This is a genomic window from Candidatus Omnitrophota bacterium (assembly GCA_028715965.1).
Taxonomy (GTDB): domain Bacteria; phylum Omnitrophota; class Gorgyraeia; order Tantalellales; family Tantalellaceae; genus JAQUQS01.
In genome coordinates, this window is the sequence record JAQUQS010000010.1 from 25,974 (window position 1) to 47,114 (window position 21,141).

At 54.5% G+C, this 21,141-nt stretch carries 1 protein-coding gene (cut by a window edge); it reads right to left on the reverse strand.

Annotated features, from left to right (window positions below):
* Positions 1–147: 147 nt before the first annotated feature.
* A protein-coding gene (locus PHH49_05890; GenBank protein ID MDD5488473.1) for a deaminase crosses the window boundary here: on the reverse strand, positions 148–21,141 show its 3' portion. 5,982 nt of this gene lie beyond the right edge of the window; 20,994 of the gene's 26,976 nt are visible here — the last part of the coding sequence; its start codon lies off the right edge, out of view; it ends in the stop codon at positions 148–150.

A 21,141-nucleotide genomic window follows, 5' to 3' on the forward strand; every position in this document is an offset into this window, starting at 1 on the left:
TAAAATACCTTGCTTTTTGAAAATTTACACTCCAGCATCAGTATATATCATCACACATAAAATGTCAATACACTTAAATCTGGCTATTTTATATTATAACAAAAAAGCCGACTTTTTCCCACCAATTTTTACCTCCGCGGCGCTCTATTACGCTTTTATCAGCACTTCGCGCCTGTACAATTCGTAGTAACGCCTGATCTCCTGCTCAAGGTCCACCGGCTTAGCGTCCCTGACATAGATGTAATGCTTATACTCGCGCTGTTCCAGCTCAGGCAGGGTCGTCAGGTATTCCGTAACGTCCCCGGTCTCGTACGCCAGTATAAGGTTCACCAGTACCTCGTACTGGTTGAGTGTACTGAACGCCTTCGGCGATATGTCCACCTGCAGCAGCCCCAATCCCTTGGCTATGATGTCATAGTCGAGATATCCACCCAGACAACGGAATCCTGTATTTTCCGGGGATACCTGCACATCCGGGACCGCGTTAGCCTGGAGCATGGCGTATAGATCGCTGGTCTTATACCCGCCGCTCCTTTCTTCCAGGATCACGACATCTTTCCTGTCCACAACGCCGTCAAGCATCCACATTTCCATTATCTCCGACTTGAAGTCCTCGACATCGCTGCCTTTGGGGGCCACGACAAAGAACTTATCGTGGTTGTTATCCGTTTCTTTCGTGACGCGCTGGACAAGGCGTCTCCTCTCGATCTCAAGGCCCGGCGGGACCACTATCGGGCCAATCCCGCTGGAGAAGTGTACCACATAATGCTCGGTCATATCATTAGTGAAATGCCGCGGATAATCCATCCTGAGATCAGCTTCATTCCCCGTATATTCCCCATATATCTTTTCCAGCCTGGCCTGGGCAAGCCTTATCTGGCGCAGGCTCTTATCACTTATATCATATGACCTGCCCCGGGGAAGGGCCTTGACCACGACACCAGCCAGACCATGTATGTCCTCCACGCCCTTGATCTTTTCCTCAATACCGGAATCTATTATATCCCGCGGGGTGATGTCCTGCCTGCCAAGGACCTCGATCACGCTATCATCGATCCCGGGAACGGGAATATCTATCGACGCCATCAGGTCTTTCCCTACCTTCTCGCGGAAATCCCCGATGATCTCCGTTACCTGCGTCGCGCTCCGCGTCATGTCGTTCCTATCGACCTCCAGGACCGTATCGTCTATCAGGCCGGCGACGCTCCTACCACCATCCACGTACGACATAAGCTGTTTTATCATCCCGTCCCTGCCGTTACGTCTTATGCTTACGATACGCGCCTGCGTCCTCATCTCGATCGAGCCCACCATATCATGTTCCTCGAACAGCGCGTATACGTCGGACGGTATGCCTATAATGACGTTCGGCACATCCTTGAGCGCTTCCATCCTATGCATTACTGCCGCGGATAAAGTGGTGCCCCGGTTCTCCCTGGAGTAAGCTTCCCTGAAGAACGACATGGCGTCCTGTCGGCTGTAAAGCTCTTCGACAGCGTCGAAGATATCGGAATACCTGAACCCGAGATCGTCCTTGAGGTACGTTATCAGGTCCTTTTCCGTGCATCTCTGGAAGAACGCCCCCCATCTGAGTATCTTGATCTCATCCTTTCCGTCAGCGCCGGTGACAATAGCTATATCACTTAGGGTTATATCCATGGGGAACCGCTTGATAAGCCCGGCTTTCTCGAACGCGATCTGTATATCCTCGGGAACTATATACTCTCCCGTCAATCCCAGGAGGCTGCTTAGCAGGGTCCTTCGCGCGTATGTGATATCCGTTCCCCTGATCATGCCTATGTTCGCTTTCATGTCGGCGTACGACATGCTCTTGTGGTATCTGGGCAGGTTGAACACTTTCGCCAGCGCCTTGTAGATCTCGATCCGGTTGTCGTATGTGTTGAGCAGCGTCTTTATCACTTCTTTACGGATCTCCCTGATCTCCTCGGGACCGACCTCCCTCCCGTTCATTTCGCCGCCCACCAGCACATCCGATATCTTGTCATGTACGGACGGGTGATCTTCGCTCAGGCGTATCTTTATCGCGTCGTACCTCCCACCCTCAAGAACGCGGAAGAACGTCCTCGCCAGGGAGAACGGGTCACCCATCGCGTCACATCGTTTATAGAAGGATTCCATGTTCTCCGCGCCGATCGCGGCGACGACCGAAGCCAACGGCGCGTACGGGACCCCTTTCATCCTTTCAGTCAGGACCTGCACCGCCCCTTCCTTGTCCCCACCGGCGTCCCGATGCGACTCTTCCACCATATCGACATCCAGCCCGGCGGACTCAAGACGCGAACGGTACTGTTCTATCACACCATCCCTGTAATACCGGACAAGCCGCGAGGCCATGGCCTTACCGCTCATCATAAGGCTCGGGTCAAGATCATACCCATCCCTGTACAGCACGACCACCAGCGGGACCTCTTCCGTCCTGGTCTTTACCTTTAGATTGAACCATACCCTGCCGCCCTGGCCGTCTATATCGCGCTCCATGAGCTCTACCGACAATACGTTCTCCGGCTCTATATTAAGTTTGTTAAGGACCTCGGCGCGGGAAATGGTGTCGGCCACTATGTTCATCATCTCTTCGGTCACTTCAGCGGTAAGATGCTCTTCTTTCTTTTTGTTCATCTCGGCGACAACTATGTACCGCAGGCTTTCTATCCCGGCCCTTTCATCCAGCACATCATTGATCGCCTCCAGCACGCCGGGAGCCCTTGCCTCAAGCATTTCGCGATGGCTTTCCACGATGAGCCGCAGGCACGCCATGGGCGAGATATCGGGTCTTGCCTGTATATCATCGTCCACCAGCTCGTTTATCGCGCTGAGCACCTGTCCCCTCGTCTTGAGGAGCATGGAGAACTGGCCGAACGTCATATCCAGCCGGCCGTTGGTCCTGAAGAACTCTCCCGCGCTGACCGGGACAAGCCCGTGCATGATGTACCCTTTTGTCCCGGATATCGATAATATGTTACCGTCACGCACATACTCGTTATTTATCCTGAAAATACCTTTTTCCGGCGACTCCTCGTCAAAATCCACGCTTTTCACGTTGACCAGTGCCGACATACCGTGATACCTGGCTATATCCGCCGCGTGCGAGAATTTACTTCCCCTCCTGGTGATGATGCCACCTATCTTCAAGCGCCCGTCCTCGTCCTTGATCACGAGTTTGGCCATCTCATTAGGTTCAAGGTCGTCGCTTACAGCTATGATACCGTCGCACCCTCTTCCCCTGGCATCCCGGTATAACCTGTCGATCTCTTCGGGATCCGGGGTGCGGCCATGCACGTTCAACACAACGCCCCTGTAGGCCCCTCCTCCGGCCGGTATCAACTCAGAGGGTTTGACCATGAGGAACTCGTCCCTGGCCATGAAAAGATAATCTTTTACAGGCTCCTCCGCGTAAGCGTTCCTGACCTGCAGGACATACAACTTACCGTTCTCCACCGTGAATTCTATCTCCGCTATCGTACCCAGGGCCGCGTCTATGCGTTTCGCGTATTCCACCAGGTCCCGTTTCCACGGTATGCCGTCCGGCACATCCTGCATTTTCTCAAGGTCCTCGGCCCTGTGTTGCGCTATATCCTCACCCTGGCCACAGTACAGGAAGTCCCCGTCTATACCGGTCTGCCTTACATTGATCATCCTGGAGACCACGACCCCGGCACCGGAATTACTCTTGATGTTCCCGAACACCATACGCTGTATGATAATGGCCGTGCCGGGCCAATCCCCCCGTATCCCGATGTTCTCCCTGTATTTACCGGATCTGTCCCAGGAACCCTTTACGGCTGTCACGCATCTTTCGAATTGTTCTTCCGCCGTCTCAGGCACCGCGTCATCACCCTTTTCCGCCCTGATGATATTCTCATATTGCTCGGCTATCGCCTTTTTGTCCCCCACAGGGAGGTCCCTGTCCAGCATAACGCCATATGCGTTCATCACGCCGAGGCGCGCCCGCTCGAAGTACTCTTCTTTTATGCCAAGGATATCGACACCATAACTCTTCAGGAACCTGGCATACGAATCCCATGCTGTCCATTCCGCGTCGCTCCGCGTCAACCCGTGCTTACTCGACATTTTGTTGATGAACCCTTCCATCGTCGCGCGACAAAGCCCGACATTGGGTATGGATGGGAGTTGCCCGGGCATAACGAAATAAGCGCCCGACCTTACGGACACGACAAGCGGGTTCGACGTGGACCCCAGTTCCGGGGCTTCGGGCTCATCCCCTCGCTGAATGCTCTTACCCAGCGCCTTTACACCCTGACGAGCGGATACCATGGTCCGCTCCATGTCCATAGTAGCCGGTATTATGACCCCCTCGGGCACCTGTACTCCTTCAGAGGCCATTCTTATAAGCTCAATTCCCTTGGCCGACAACCTGTACCTGCCCTGTCCCAAAGCCCCTTCGAGTTCCTGGGCCCCCAGGTCCGGACCGAACCGGACAAAATCCTCTTCAGGACTTTTCTGCTCCCATGAAAGCGTCACAGCGCCTTCTTTTCCCTCGAAATACCTTCTTATCCGCGGCAATGTGCGCGATAACGCGTTGTACACCTTGTCCCTTCTCAAGAGCGACGCCAGCCGCCTGTTGATCTCACGGTTCCTTTGTTCGGCCCCGAAAATACCTTCAGCGTCAAGCATATGTTCGACGTAATCCTTCATGTTATGCGCGACATGATTCTGTATCTTAACGCACTGCGATTCCATGAAGAACAGGAGGTCCCGGACCACACCTGAGTCGATGTCCCTCTCGTTCAAAAGCGTGTCTATATGGTCCTTGAACGACCTTGGCATCAATCCTTCCACGTTGCTTATCTCGGATAATACGCTTATATACCTGAGCACGTCCTTCACATTAACGTCATTCACGAAAACATACCGTGCCGATAGCTCCTCTATGTACTTCGCCGTAAGCATCGTAAGCACGTTATCCGCCATATAAAGGCCCAGCCTGTCGTCAAGCACCCATGCCCCTCCATACGCGTTACCTATATCGTCACGGCCCCAGTCATGGTTGTACCTGTCGAACAGCTCGTCAAGGTCGTATGGAAGGGCCGGATCGAATATCCTGTTCTTGATGGCCTTTTTAAGAGCCAGCACTTTTCCAAGGGCCATCATCGGATCCCCGGCGGCAAGCTCCCTGGAAAGAGCGCTCTGCCCGAACCCGAAAACGTCTTCCACCCCGACATCACGCATAACGTCCCTTACGGAACTGTACTGGTCGGCCACTATCCCGAACTCGCGGGTAAGCGCCTTTTTTGTGTTTATCCTCTTATATCTCCTGGAAAGCTCCCTGTAAGCGTAAAAATACCCCGAAAGTCCCCAGCTGTGTTCTTCCACCTGAAGTTCATGTACAAAATTGGGATCTCCGCGAAGATCATTGTTCACCCTGTCGTATATCTTTTGGAGGTCTTCGTCCGATATTTTCCTCAATTTGTCGAACTTGTTGCGACCGGTAACCCCAAGCTCGCGGCCGAAGTCGCCGTCAAGATAATAGAACACCCTTTCCACAGCCTTATGCCACATATCCGACTTTATGTCATGGTCTTTCCTTCTATCAAGAGTATCCTGCGGGAATACCGCGTCCATACTCGGGACCACATCATCCCGGAAAGCGTCCACCTGAAAATTCGGGTCACCAAGCACGTCACGGTTACCCGTCTGGTAATACTCCAGCATACGCTCCAGGAGGCCAAGCACATATACCCCCAGGTTATTATGTATGGAATCCCTGATAACACCGTTGATATCTATCCCGTAATCCCCGTTCCTGGTCCTTCTCCTGAGGTCATGGTCCGGGCCTATATTGACCTGGCCGGAATTATCGACAAAGTAGAACCCGCATACCCTTCTCAGGAAATAATAAAAGTTCTCGCTCCCGGAATTATGCAGGAACACTACCAGGCTGAAAAGCGGGTTGTTGGTCTCCACTACCTGGTTACCGTTCTCCAGGAACCCGGCCAACAGGTTAAAAACAAGGGTACGCGCCTTTTCCGGATATGACGATATTATCGACATGTTGAACTGCTGCATGCGTGCCTGTAGATCAGCGTGCCTAGAATAAGGAAGTCCTATAATGCGTTCAACTATGTCCATGGACAGGTCCTCTTCGCCCAGCCTGCCGGCCATGTTCAGCATTTGCGTTATCACGTTGAGAAGCGGGTCTATCCTGTACATGCTGTACTGTGCGTCCGGGTCATACGCCCCTATCTCCTCGGTAAGGCATGAGAATATCGTGTCGAGCACTTCCCTCCGGTGGTCGTTAAGGACCCCCATTCGCTCCTTATCCATGGAATCCGCTCCGGGGTAAAGTTTGAGCATCGACGGCTCTCTTATCTCATCCAAGACCCGCGCCCGCTCGTTCCCTGTAGTTTCTTTTACCCTTTCAAGCCAGTCGGATATGTTGGCGCTCCAGACCAGGGGCACCATCGCCGTTCCAGCGGAGGTAAGTTTATATGTTTCCTCTCCCTCGGCACCGGTCGATACGCTCAAGAGTCCCCGGTCGACGAGCGCGTGCAGTCCTTCCCTGACATCGGCTACAGCCATGTCCTCGTTGAAACTCATGTATTTATCCAGGGTGAGCGTCCCGTCAATAGCGGGCTTGAACACCGGTATGACCTTGACCAGGCCGCCGAGGACCTTCCGCGTCAACTCATCATCAGGCAGGGCACCTGGACCTTCTTCCCGTGGAGAAGGCTCTTCTATGACAGCTGGCGCTTCGCCGGACACAAGAGCGGCTTTATTGCTTACGGCATGGTATCCTGCCGATATAGCCGTCGCCATGAGAATGGTCGCTATCGCCGTAACAGGCAACATCCCCACAGGCAATACCGCGGCCACGGGCAGTGAAAGCATCGCGCCGAAAAGCGCCACCTGTACCGGCACCCTTTGCGCCATACCCTCTTTTCCATGCAGGGCGAGGAAGACCATCCTCGCGGATATTATCGACATCAACGTGGCCAGGCCGCCTGTAGCGAAACAATTATCCAGCACATATCCAATGAGGGCAGGCAGGAAAAAGAACAGGCCTTCCTCTACGAACGGGGCCGTACGGACGGCGTACGTGCCGAACGCTTGTCCTCGCCCGAATGCTCCCCTAAGTCCCGATATGGTGGCGGTCGGCCGATGCCTGCCTGAAGCGGCCACGCTCAAGGCTTTTTGCGGCAACTGGAGGTAGTCATTGATCTCTTTGCCAAGTTCTTCTCCCGCCTTGGGACAATGTACCCCGTTGGCTATAAGCCCTATCTCCTCCTCTTTGACATATTTCTTCCCCATGTCGTAAAGTTCCGACATCTCTCCGGCATCGGAAAGCGCGGGCCTTATGAACCGTCCCCTCAAGGTCATCTCCCCCGCCTTGAAAGCGTGTGTGTCCCCTACCACTATCTTTTTGAAGATATCCTGGAACGGCGCGCTGATAAGTTCCCTGTCGGGAATGACGTCTTCCTGCCCGAACTCCTTGACAAGCTGCCGGCGGGATATCCGCGACCGCAATATGACCATCTCGATGCCGCGGCTAAGACAGTTCATCGAATACTCGAGCATTCTGACAGAATCCAGCTTTCTCTGGTCCTCGCTGAGGCCACTAAACCATTCCATGAATCTTTTTCCGTCATTGGTCTTCAACGCGGCTTCCGCTTCCCGTGTATCCACCCCGTCCCTGGCAATATCCTTGACCGAATGTCCTATCCCGCTTCCTTCTCCCCAACGCTTCAGCATGGTGGTCATATCCACGGCACCCTGTCCGCCTACACGGGCGACATCGAACCCTTTGCTCTCAAGATACGCGATGATATCGGCCCTGAGCTTCTCGGATATACCCATCTTGAACATCATTACCGCGTAGGACCCGTTACCCCGGTCCGCCCTCAGGCCGTTCTGCATCCACATAGCGTTATATTCCGCGTCGGAGAACGTCACCTGCCTGAGCTCGTTGTCATGTAGCGACGCGATCTTGAACCTGGCGAACTCCCCTAATGCCGTAACATCCTCTAACTGTGTTATATATCCGTATGTACCGGCCTTGAGCATAAGCTCGCGTTCTGCCGCGTCGGCGGGGAAAGCCACACCTGCCTGCGTCAGTATGTATAACTTCCTGACCTGATCGGCCCACTTTTCTTTTTCTGCCCGTAGCCCGCGCGCGTATTCCTCCCTCTCGTCCTCCTCTCCCGCCTCTTCCCGTACGGCCCCTTCAATGTCACCATACGATCCCTCCGCAGGGAAGAACCTGAGCACTTCGGCGTCATAGGACGATACAAGCCTGTACTCTCCCGATCCGGCGGGCATGAACACCGTTTCTCCGGCACTTAGAGTTATGTCGGGCCTGCTCTTGCGCTTAAGCACGATCTCGCCCTTTGTTACCAGGAGTTCATGGAATTTCCGCGGAGTAGCTGGGATGTCCAATGAAGCCAGGCTGTCTATCTGGCCGTCGAACGACATCCTGTGCACTATGAAATACTGTGTGGGCCACACCGGTGACCTTTCCTCTATAAGGGACTCTATCTTTGCCTTGCGGGCCCCGGAACCCGGGGTTATGTCCCTGGGTTCACGCATAAAATCCTGCGGTGTCGTGCTGCGGTCGGTATAAAGCCCGTTCTCGACATAGCTTCTTATGTCGTCGGATGTAACATTCTTCCTCATCTTGGGGCGTCCGGTCGCTTCGTCCCATACAATAGGTGTGTAGAAATCGGCGAAACTGTACGTATCGTTCGACATCTGCTGCGGTTCGACGCTGACCAGGTATTCTTTCCCGTTCTCGCCGTAAACTTTCACGACTATCCAGGCCTCGTTCTTCGGGTATTCCTTGGTCCCATCCTCATGCGTTATTACACTGGTAGGATGCGTCTGGTGGGAAAGCCCGAATATAGCATGCGGATATCCCGCGGGAGAAAGTACTACATGACCTTCTTTGAGCTCAATTTCGTTCATCACGCTGACTATATCAGCCCGGTTCCGGGCCGTCCTCTCCATGAGGCCCGACAAATTGGTCCCCACCCTGAAGAATCTCTCCATCTTCAATATTATCGGGGCCACTTCCGGATGGGAAGAAGGCAGCGTCCATTTCGCGTCGGCTTCGACCAGGACCCATTCCTCATACACGGCAAGATATTCATTGAACTCCTCGGCGGTAATGTTAGTCCTTAGGGACCACTGTATATCCCCCGCGTTCTTCCTTTCCTCGACCAGCCACTGCACGAACCGTTCCCTGCCCACATCCTTTATCCTGTCATTGAACCCCATATGGACCTTATCCGCGAACCTTGTGCAGAGGAACTTCACAAAGAACGGCTTCTCATAATGCGCGTTCCCCAGGACATCATCTCCCCTTCTTACAAGCTCCCTCAGACTCATGGGGCTTAATTCCACATCCCCTACCGTGATCTGCGTTCCGGGTATGAGCGACGGGTTGTCCTCCCTGCCGCCTTTCATGACCGTGGAGTTGTTCCATACCTCGGCCACGTCGTTCTGCCCTGGGGCCGGCGCCTTCAGGCCCAACATTATGCGATTGGCCGGGCCACCCCACGCGTAACGCACAAGGTTAAGATCGGTCGTCACAGGATTCCTGCTGTAATATACTATCTGCATGATCCGCAGGACCCGGGCCAGGACATTATCATCCACCATGAAAGCGCGTCCCGTTCTTCGCTGGTCCGTTATCATCGATACGAATCCGGGTATATCATTGATCTCTTCTCTGGACAATATCGACCCAAGGTATTTCACCTCTTTTTTCGCGATGGCTTCCGCCCCGTCAAAGTCCCCCTTCTTTTCCCGTTCAAGCATACTATGCACACCCGGGAATACTCCGCGCATATGGCGCAGCATATTTCTGGAGAGTTCCATATAAGCGGATGATAGGTCATCAACCAACATCCCGAAACCTTCAGGCCCGGAGTTCGGGAGCTGGATGAACTGCCGCTGCCTTTCCCCCGCGTTCAGGGCATAATACAGGGACCGCTTGATGTCTACGCGGGAGCCTACGTTAACAACATTATCTACAGCGCCTATCGCGGACTCATCATTGTCTTCCGGATGGAAAGCGTCCCCGAAAAATATCATATTGTCCGCGTCTATCCCCATGAGTTCCGAGAATTTCTGTATCCCGCGCCCTTTGTCCAGAAGGGATATATCTATGGAGCTGAGGCCCGATACCTTGGCGTCTATGTACATGCCGGCTTTTTGCAACGCCTTCTCGAACTCACGTTCGTAACGCCGCCTTATCTCTTCTCCCCCGCGCTTCTGGAATTTCAGTTTCTCTTCCGTGGTCGCTTCCCTGCCCAGGACCATCCATGTAAGTTGCGTGGTCTTTCCATCCACACCACGCGGGTCTATGGATCCGGGAACGAACCTGTCCCATTCCGCATCGGTAAGCTCCTTGCCCATCACACCGAAAAGCATGCCTCTTACACCATCGAATCTCCACATGAAATGCCTGTAGAGCCAACCCCTCAGGGCCGCCCATTTTATGGCCCGGACCGCCTTCATGGCCACCTCATGCACTCCGACCGTTCTGATGAAAGACGGCAATATGTCGGAAGCAAGGGTCTCGTATACACCGGCGCCAAGATCGTCCCTCATGTCATTGGCGTAAAAACACTCAAAACGCCGCGACTCCGGCTCATATTTGTACATCTGCGTCCCGTTATCCGACCCTACGAACAGGTTGTTGAACAGGATCTCTTCTCCCGGGGCGATGAACTCCATGAGCGGACCTAAAAGCTGCTTATCGATGCGGCGCTTACTTATACCGCTTATGATGAATACCGGCACACCGGCCTTAAGCGCCGATATTATTGACATGATATTCCCTACGGGTATCGGCCGGTTTGACAAAGTGATCGTACCGTCAAGATCCGACACGATAACGGGGCGTCTACCCTCGAGCATCATTTTCCTGGTCAGTTCAGCGAAATGCCGCCGCGCGACCTGGTGGGTAGCCGCCATTTTTTCATCAAGCGCGGGTTTTATGTCCTCTTTCATCTCGAAGATCGACGGCGCTGTTTCGGCGGCTCCCCTGCGCTGGTCCCTTATCAGGGCCGCGTCTATCTTTTCCCTGCCCGGTTCTCTGGTCTTCATGAAGACCGCGGGTTTCTTGAACCTCTCATCCTGGAGATGATCGCTCTTCCTCTGCCATCTGGGCCCACTTATATGCGTAAGTCCCACGGATGCCGGGGATATATACTCAACGGGCTGTCTCGCCTCCGCGACCGACACCCTGTCCCCTATCCTCATACCTGAAAGAACGCTTCCATAAAGATCTATCCCTGTGCTCATAAGGCCGCTCGTGCCGGGCAGTTTTATTATGTACAGACCCGCGCCTTCGGACCTGCTTATCTCGTCGGGAATGAACCCGGTCGCGTCCACCTTGTAAAGAACGACCCTTATCCTGCGATCCGGCGCTACGTTGGGCGTAAACTCTATCTCTATCCTCTCCTCCGATGAGGATATCGGGACCTTCTGTCCCGGCGGCAGACTTCGGAACCGGCCCTCATCCGCCGCCTTAATGGCCTCCTCGGCGGAAGCCAGGGCACTGAACGCGTAAAGGTCCGCGAGCACGACCGTATCCAGTTCCGGGTTCTCCTGGATGGCCTTAAGGACCGTAGTCCTGTCCTGGTCCATGCCGGAAGCCGGATAGTAGGCTGTCCTGACAAGTCCTTTCACGCGGTCATATTTTTCCTTCTTACCAACGTCCGCGAGGTTGCCGAGTTCCGTCACGCTGACAATGGAAGCGTCCTCACGCGCCTTCGCGAACTCTTCCGGGTCCTTTGACACGAGTGAACTGTATGCCTCCACCACTTCCGTTTTGATTATCCCGCTTTTCGCCGGGTCAAGCCATTCCATGGTCTCTTCCGGGGTCTCCGTGACATAGGTATCTCTGAAGAATATCTTTTTAAAGAGGTTCATCCCGTTCTCTATGGTGTCGGACGCCACCAGGATCGAGGTGATCATCCGTATTCTTTCCTTCTCGGCTTCCGGCCAGTCCTTTTCCTCCAGGTACATTTCCAGCTCACCTATGTGGTGGTGGAAGAGTATCGCCACTTCTACCGGACGCGATACCTCCACATTCCGGCTCCTCAGTTCATATAGTGAATTCGGCCCCTGGAATATGTCCAGGGCGAATTCCATCTCAAGAGGCGTGAACGTACCCTCGGGAGCCGTGAACAAACTATCTCTTGTCCTCGCGTACCAGGTTTCGTCCCGTGACGTACCCACAGGCAGTTCCACGCCCTTGGCAAGCAGGCTTTCCGTAAGCTGGTTTACTCTGGTCGGACCCAGCGGAGTACCCGCCCCTCCGAAGTCATGTCCCACAACGGCCGCCAACACTTCCGTGGCCAGGCCGGGATCTTTCGTTACTATGCCCATTTCGGACATCAAAAGTTCCGCTATCCTCGCCACCCTATGCGCGTGGTTGCGCACATAATCGCCTTTATACATGGCGAATATCTCTTCCCTGTCCACGGCGGTGATAGGCTTGGCCGCGTCCGGCCTCAACCCTTCCATGAACGCGATATCTTCGGGCATGAGCTCATCGGAACGTCTGGCTTCCCGTACCACGGAAAGCAACTTATGGTCCTTACTGGCAAGGAGACGCTCAAGCGCCTGCAAAGCGCTTCTTTCCCCTATCCTCTCCATGACATTGAACCTGTGCCGTATCCATCCGCCGACGGTCTCGCCAAAATTCTCCACTCTAGGCTTGCCTTTCATCTCCACAAGCCGCAAGTAATTATTTCCCTGTTCGAAAGAATCGGACACTATAAGTAACGATGTAAGCATTCGTATGTGATCGGCCTTTTCCCGTGTCATTACGCCTTTAAGCGTCATATTGCCAAGGGTCCTGTCGAGTGCCCCGTAGTCGTGGTGGTATTTCACCACGAACTCGAGTTCCTCGGGCATTGAAACGCCGGCGTCCCTGAGCTTTTCCACGGATCCAGTACCATGGCTGAACGTGTTCCTCGCGACGGCTTTTTCATTATCCGTAAGCGATGTCTTCCCAAGCACCGCGTAAGTTATATAAAGCTCCCATATGGGATAATAGTCCCCGGCCTGGGCCTTTCTTATGGCTTCTTCCACGGCGGGCGCCGGGACCCCGTATTTAGGGGATATATCCCTTATCCATTTTTCCAGGTATTGGCTTACCGGTTCCGCCCTGTCCTCTCGGTCGATCCGGTGGAACCCTTCGTTTATGGCCGCGAGCTCGGTCGGATACTCGAACTTCCCGGCCGACGCGACATCATGCGCCCATACGGCCCTTTTTATGAGTTCTATGTCGTTCGCGGAAAGTCCCATCTCTTCCGCTATCCTCACGGCATATTTGACCTCCCGGAGCGTATGTTCCCTGATATCCTCCGGCAGGTCACCCATTATCTCCTCGGGCCCCATCAGCATTATGTCGCGCGGGCCTTCTTCCTTGCTGAAGAACGCGTTACGCGCCTCGGCGGCCGGGACAAGTTCCACTTTCTCGCCTTTTCCCAACCCCTCTAACACATATACATCGTCCAACGCGAGACCGCTGTTCTTGATATCGTTGATGACCAGGATCCGATTTCGCGGCGCGCCCGCTATGACCACCTTTAGGGGCCTGTTAGGAGCGGCCCCCTGTAACGCCCACCTTATGCTGTTACCGGGCATACGGATGTTGGAGTATTTATCCAGCCCCAGCGACGGATCGAAAACATCGGCGTTTATAACGCATACCTGCAGTACGCCGCGTTCGCCCGAGAGCGCCGTTCCGGCGAGCAGTTCCCTTACCACCCTCTCAAACTCATACTGATGGTGCCTGCTGTAATGCGTAATTTCGCTGTTATTCTCCCGGCCCAGATAGGTAAGCGCTTCCGCCTTTAATGCCGCGGGTGTACGTCCCTGTTCCCTTACCATGATAGGACGCGATACCGCGGCTATCGTTTCCGCCACCGGGTCACCCGTAAGATAGGACGGATCGTTCCTAGTAAGGCCCTGTACGATATGCTCAAGCGCGTCCCGCTGTCTTCCTTCATCGGCGATCGTGACCTCTATCCCGGCGGAAAGAAGCGCGCGAACACCTTCTGTCCGGATAAAAGATGTCGGGTCAGCCGTAGCCACCACGACCTTTTTGATCCCTCTCGCCATAATGGCCTTCGCGCATTCGTCACACGGCTCGAGGGAAACCACCAGAGTATAATCGGCCCAATCGGTATGTCCGCTCTTTTCCGCCGCGCGAAGGGTATTTATCTCGGCATGGTCGTACTTTTTACCTGTCGCCTCATAGAACTCCGAAGGCATGCTCTGTGAAGCCAGTTCCACTATGTTGCCCTGGCCGTCGACCAGCGCGGCCGATACCCCCAGCGGCCTTACCTGTACCCCGGGTTTATCTGGCATCTCAGCGGAAATAAGGCTGTTCTGACGAGCCGCTTCTATCACCTCATCTAAAACGGATAAAAGACGCTGGTCCGTTTCCTCCTCCATGCCCACTTCTCGGTACCACCTGCTTACACGCAGGTTTTCCGCGAAATGCACGGCAATACCGGCACCTATGGCGGTTACCGGATGCGCCAATACCGGCAAAGCCGCTGACAGTATACCCTGCCCCGCGGCACCTATCACGGCCGGGACTGAAAGTGAAAGCGTCACGGATATCGCCGCTATGATAGCGCCTTTTATGAATATCCTTAATGGAACGGAGAATATGCGTATTCTTTCGGTTGGAGTGAGAGACCTGTATATCGACATGGCTTTAACGAGGATGTTCCTGCCTCGCGCTTCCGGCGGGGCCCTCATGCCCAGCATATGACCTGCCAGGAACAACGTGCCGAACACTACAAGTGCCGCCGCGAATATTGCCACGTTCAGCATCGGCATACCCGGGAGCATCCTGTTCAATACGGCTAATATGGCGAAAGGTATCCCCAACTTAAAAACCTCCTCCACTATGGGAGCTTCCCTGAGAGAAGAATAAGGTATACCCAGTTTTTCCCCGATGTATCTTATGGTCCCGGCTCCGGGCGCCTTTACCGGGGCCGGTGCCTTTATATCCGCGTCCAAGAACACCCTGATGCTCTTCATATCGGACTGGAGCGTTTTGGACCTCACTGTCTGCAGTTTTTTAAGGGTCTCAGTACCCAGCTCTTCCCATGACCCCCGGTGCCTTCCTTCCGCGTCCACCTTATCCGTGTAATATACCACGTCACTGCTGGCGATCTCATGGGAATCATCGTGATATTTTATGTTATTGGTCACACTGAGAGCATATTCCACACCGTCAATAAGCACTGTCTTCATTTCCCTGGTCGGACGCCTTAAACGATCGAACGTGTCAAAATATTTTACGGTGAGACACGGCTTATCCATGCCTGGTATCTTCACCGGCACGATCTCGCGTACCGTGGGCATCCCGGGCACGTTCATCTTTACGAATATATGCCCCCGGTTCGGCACCACATTATGCGCTTCGGTATATCGCACGTATATCCTGTTATTCGCCTGGTCCTCGACCGCTTCCTCTATGACACTGTTCCAATCGGCCGAATATTTTATCCACCCTCCACGTACGGGGATCTTCCTCTGCGCGAGATACGATGCGGCGTCGGACAACACATTCTCGCCTGCGGGCAACTTTGACGCTATCAAAAGAAGCCGGGATACCCCGGCGTTAAAATTCCTTTTCACTTCCTCGGCCGGGTGTTCCGCGTATACTTCACTGATGCTTTTTCCCGGATAAATAGCCTCCATGACCATTTTGCTTATGACCAGGCCCTGAGCCAGTTCGGCGTTCTCTATTATCAGGCTGGCGGCTACGCGGGTATAGCTGTCGGCCTTGTCGTAAGAGCCTCCCTTTCCCGGGAGCGACCTTATCTTCCTGTCATACTCAGCGGCCACGCGCGCTCTCCACTGGTCATGTTCACGCGCGATCGTTTTTTGGTTCGCGCTTATCCTTGCCGTTTCCTGGCGTTCGGCGGCGTTAATTGCGGCCATACGCGACGAGAATGCCGAAGCCGCGCTGTCGAGCTGGGATGAATAAGAATAGTAGTCCCCGCCGTTATATACGGGACGTGACATCCCGGCGGAAGCACGCGCGTTAAGTCTCTGGGTGCTGAACCCGGCCATGGTCCGCGCGGCCTGGGACTGCTGCATATAGGAATACGCGGCCTCATGCCGCATGACCCTCAGCATTTCATCATTACGCGCCTTTTCAGCGTCCCTTCTCCGCAGCATCTGCTGTCCCTGCCTCTGCGCCGCCTCCATATTGCGGTTCATTACTGATTGACGTGTTATGGCGGCGTTCACCTCGCCCCAGTCCGGCGGGAACACCTCGACCAGGCCCATATCGTAGACCGATCTCGCTATATCGCTCGCGAAAGCGCGCATATCCTTGTCGGAAAGACCTTCAGAGAAACGGAAGAAAAGCATCATGGATTGGCCGTCACTCCCCACGCCGCTTGTCCTGTCGGTGGGCACGACAGAATCGGTTATTGCCGCCGGCCACTCATACCTCGCCTTATCGACCATGATGGCCCTTACCCCTTCCCGATGTTGTTCGGGTATGACCCTGGTATTGTCGAGCTGGGCCAAAACACCTTGTACCGTCCTTTGGGCATATACAGGTGGCGCCGTATATTCCGTCATGGTCTGGAACATGGCCAGGCCCATGGCTTCCATGAGGCCCGGAGCGGCTTTGTCTACCTCATAGGCGGTATCATAACGCATGAGCGCCCTCGGGACCTTACCCCATATTTCCATGAGAAGCAGCTTACGCGAACGATAGGAATCGTAATAACCGCTCGTTCTGGAAAAAACCAGTTCTTCGTACTTCTCGAACGATATGTTCAGGGGCTTTTTATAGTAGCCCGTCTGGAAACGCATGGCGTTATAGCTCTTCGCCATCATATCCCTGATAACAGCCGGGGTCATATGTTTCTGGGCATTCCCGTCGCCATATCGCCCGATACGGTTATAGAACCTGCCTTCGGCGCTGGCGTCAAACCTGGCCTGTTCCATGGCCCTTCTGACCATGTCATCCGCCGTGGTCTTTATCCCGCCAAGGTCCGCGTCCTCAGGGACACTGTCGGGGACGCTGAAAAATGCCTTTCCCTCTTTAATATCAAGCGGTTTCGGCGCCGCCACATCGGGAAACTTGATGCCGGTCATGGTCCTGAGCACCTTGACATCCATACCCCATGCGGGATCAGGCATAGCTTTGAGAGTGTTCAATATCTCCGCGTCGGTCTTCCACCAGGCGTCCTGCCGGACATGCTTATTATCTTCCACGACACAGTCCTCTATCTCCATCGAATCGCCGTGATACCTGATATCCTGCATGGTCTGTAATATACGCTCTATCCCGAACACCATGCCCGTGGCCGTTATCCTGCCGGGACGGCCGAGCTTGTCCGGATAATCGAAATATTTAATCGTAATGGTCGCCGTTCCGTCAGGGCCTTGTTCTCCTATTATGATCTCACGTAGCGTCGGCATGCCTGCTTTGGGGGATTTAACGAAAATGTGGCCCCGGTTCACCGTAACAGGATGGTCGTTCGTATACATAACGTATATGAGCCCGGTGATCGGCTCGATCACGGCCTGCTCGACCACTTTCGTCCAGTCTTCAGAATATTTTTCCCAACCGTTCCTGGTCGGTATTTTTCTCTGCGACAGGAAAGACATGGTGTCGGCCAGGGGATTCCCCGTGGAGCTCGGGCTTGTCCCCATTCTCGCACCGATAAGCTCTATCCGCTCAATGGCGGCTCTTATATCCCTTTCCAGTTCTCCTTTTCCCTCTGTCGCCAGTATTTCATGCAGGCTCTTCCCCGGATAAAGCGCCTCAAGGAGCATCTTGGCCACAACGAATCTCTGCCTCAAGGCTACCTGGTCCCTTATCAGGGCGTTATCCGCCAATATCCTGCCCGCCACCCTGCTGTCAACATATGCATCTGGCACTATCTGCCGGAGCTTATACCGGTAAAGCGCGGCCGCGTTATCCCGTTCACCCTCGTACTGCCGTGTAAGCATGGCCCTCTGCCCCGCGAGGTCCTGAAGGGTCCGTGATTCGGCGATATTTATCCCGTCCACTTCCATCTGGGCGCCCTGCGCGGCATATCCTCTCTGCCGCATAGCGCTATAGGGATCGTAGGGGTCATAATACGTGGGCTGGGTCGCCGACCGGAAATTCGCCCTCATCCTGGCCGCGGCATGCTGTGTCCTTACCTTGGATTCCTCTCTGTCGATCTGGCCCCTGTATATGGCCTCGCGCCTTGATATACCCATTAGTTCATTCCTGTAGAACTCTTGCGCGGCCATACCCTGTATCATAGCCTGGCCGGTATAATGCGATCTTATATTCCTCTCGGTGACCATCCTCTGTTGTTCCATTGATCGAAAGACACCTGCCTGGTCCGGCGGGAACATCCCTATGATGCCGCTTCCGGCGAGAGGTTTGACCACCGAAGCCGCTAACGTTTCCATCTGGGCCGTGTTAAGCCCTTCCGTTCTCTGGAAGAACCCCATATCCGCCAATAATTCCGTATCGTTATACGCCTGGTCCACCAGCCTCGGGTCCACAGTAAGGCTCCTGCCCAGGAGCATCCTTCCGGCCGTGAGCAAGTCAACGAGTTCTCCGGATTGTTTATAATGCGGAGCTCCCCATGAAAGCGTGTTCGGGGAACCGAAACGTGAAATGTTGAATACGGTCTTCCTTATGTCACCCGGCCACTCGTATGTTTCCAGCCAGGCCCTTTGCTGCTTGTATCTTTCCAGGCTGAGCGCCGGCGGTTTTTTGGAAGGCATGAGCCATTCCACGTCCCTTACGACCTTTTTCGGCACTTTCCCCCCGCGCATGTACTGCGCCTGGGCCGTTTCATAGATCGCCAATCCCATGGCTTCGAGGAACCCCGGGGCGGTCATATCCGCGTAATACGCCTGGTCATAACGGAGTAAGGCCCTTGGCACGGTGGACCATACGGCCGGAAGCTCGATCTGTTTCCGTCCGTACGCCGTGTAATAGACCATCGTCCTATTGAATATTTTTTCCTGGAAAGCGACTTCATCCATCGCGGGCGATCCACCGACCTCGGCCACGCTTATCCGGTAAAGTCTGGATATTATATCCTCAATTACCTTCTTCGTAAGATGTTTACCAAGCTGCCCGTTACCTATCCTGGATATGGCTGAATGGAAATCCTCCAGCGCGAGCGTATAATACTCCGGCTGGGCCGGGGTTTCTATGACCAACGGCCTGAACGGTTCTTCCGGCACCTCCATGGCCGGGGCCATTACGATCGCGGGGGTTCCCGTAGTTATTTTCGAGGGTTCCGGCGCCTTGGGAATAGCGGGTCTTTCTTCAAGAGGTTTTTCCCCGACGGTCCCGGCTCCGGGTACCGCGGCAACTTCTTTCTCGGCCGGTTCCGGCGTAGCGACTACAGGTTTTTCCTCGGCCGGTTCCGGCGTAGCGGTTACCGGCATCTCCTCCACCGGTGCTACCGGGCCGGGAGATATCCCCGGGACGGCCATAACGTCGGCGGCCTTTATCCCTTCCGCGCTTACCTGCCCCGCCATATCGGGTTTTTCTACCGCGGCAAGAGGCGCCGAAAGAGGCGCTGCGGCTTCCATGCCGGCCATATCACCCGTGGTGCCTGTAGTAAGCTGTTGCGCGCCCAAATAGGCCAAAGGCGCTACCAGGACCATAAGCGCCGCGGCCATGGCGAACCTGCGTCCCGTTCTCGTCCAATCGGCCTGGACTATTTCCGCCGCCGGCGTTATATCCAGATATTCCCTGCATGCCTCTATTATATCGTTCTTCCCCTTATCGATAAGGGCTCTTTCTTCTTCCCTGTCCGCGCGCAGGGCCTCAAGTTCTCCCTGGCCCATTTTACCTTCACGGACCCTGTATACCGCCCACGATATCTTGAGGTCAAGTACCGCGACATTTATAAGATGGTCTTCCAGGCCGAAAGACGTATCCGTCCCCTGGCATATTTCTTTCACGGCGGCATCGAAAGCTTTCCGTTTTTCGGGAAGAAGCTTATTAAGGCCATCGTACCTCGCGGCGATATCATCGATCGCGAGAAGCGACGTCATGACCATATCGGTCAGGAACGACGGTTGTCCTTCGACGGATATCCCCTTTTTCGGATCGCGACCCATGAACACGGCTATCTCCTCGCGGATCCTGTCCTCATGTTTAAGGAATAGCTTGTCCACGCGCGCGTCAATCTTTTCCTCCAGCGACCTTCTTTCTTCCCTGGTCAACTGCCGCTGTCTAGCTTCGGTAACCAGTGCTATCGCCGTACCCTTCAACGCGGGGATGCCGCCTTCTTCCAGCATGTTGATATCGGCTATCCCTTTATAAAATGCGTTGGACGCGAAATTCTCCACTGAATGGAACACAAGGCTTTTTTCAAGAATCCCGTTCTCCTTGAAAAGTTCTTCCAGCACGTTCTCCGCGGTAAGTGAACGTTCCAGGGCATCTATCCTGATCCTTAACGCTCGGGCTTTCCTGGCGTTCATGGTCCGCCCGCTTACCGTTAGCGCCTCTATGCGCGCAAGCTCCGCTTTCGCCTTTTTGAGCTCGCGCTGCCGGGCCTTGATCTCTTTCCTCAAACCGTCCACGGAATCATAGAAAAGGTCCTCCCGGGACTCGGTATGGGCCTCTATCCTCGCGGAAACAGCCTTAGCCCTTTCCATGGCTGTCTCTCCGGCCGAGCCCGCGCTAACCTCGGTTATGCGGTCTATGTTCTTCTTTCTTTCTTCCCGCATAAGTTTCCCCGACGAGAACCTGGAAAGTAGGCTGGCGGTTATATCCGCGGGGTCATATCCCTGCTCGAGAAGGAGCGGGATATTTTCTTCGAGCGTTTCGGTGCCGGACCGCACGAGGTTAAGCCTTACAGGCACGCCGTATTTCCTCAGTATCGAACGCCTGGAATCTATGTCCGCTGTGGAATCGATGAGGTTCTTCACATATCCGAGTCCCATCTTTTCTTCCACGTACTCTTCCATTTCGGCATATTCCTCGTCCGAAAGGACATTGACGCCTCCGTTCTCAAGAGCATCGATGTTTATCTCAACGGACGCTATCGTGAGCCGCAGGGCCTCCGCCTCGGCCTGTATGTCCATGACGGCTTTCGCGGCTTCTTCCGCTTCCTTGGCTGTCCGCGACATGTCGGC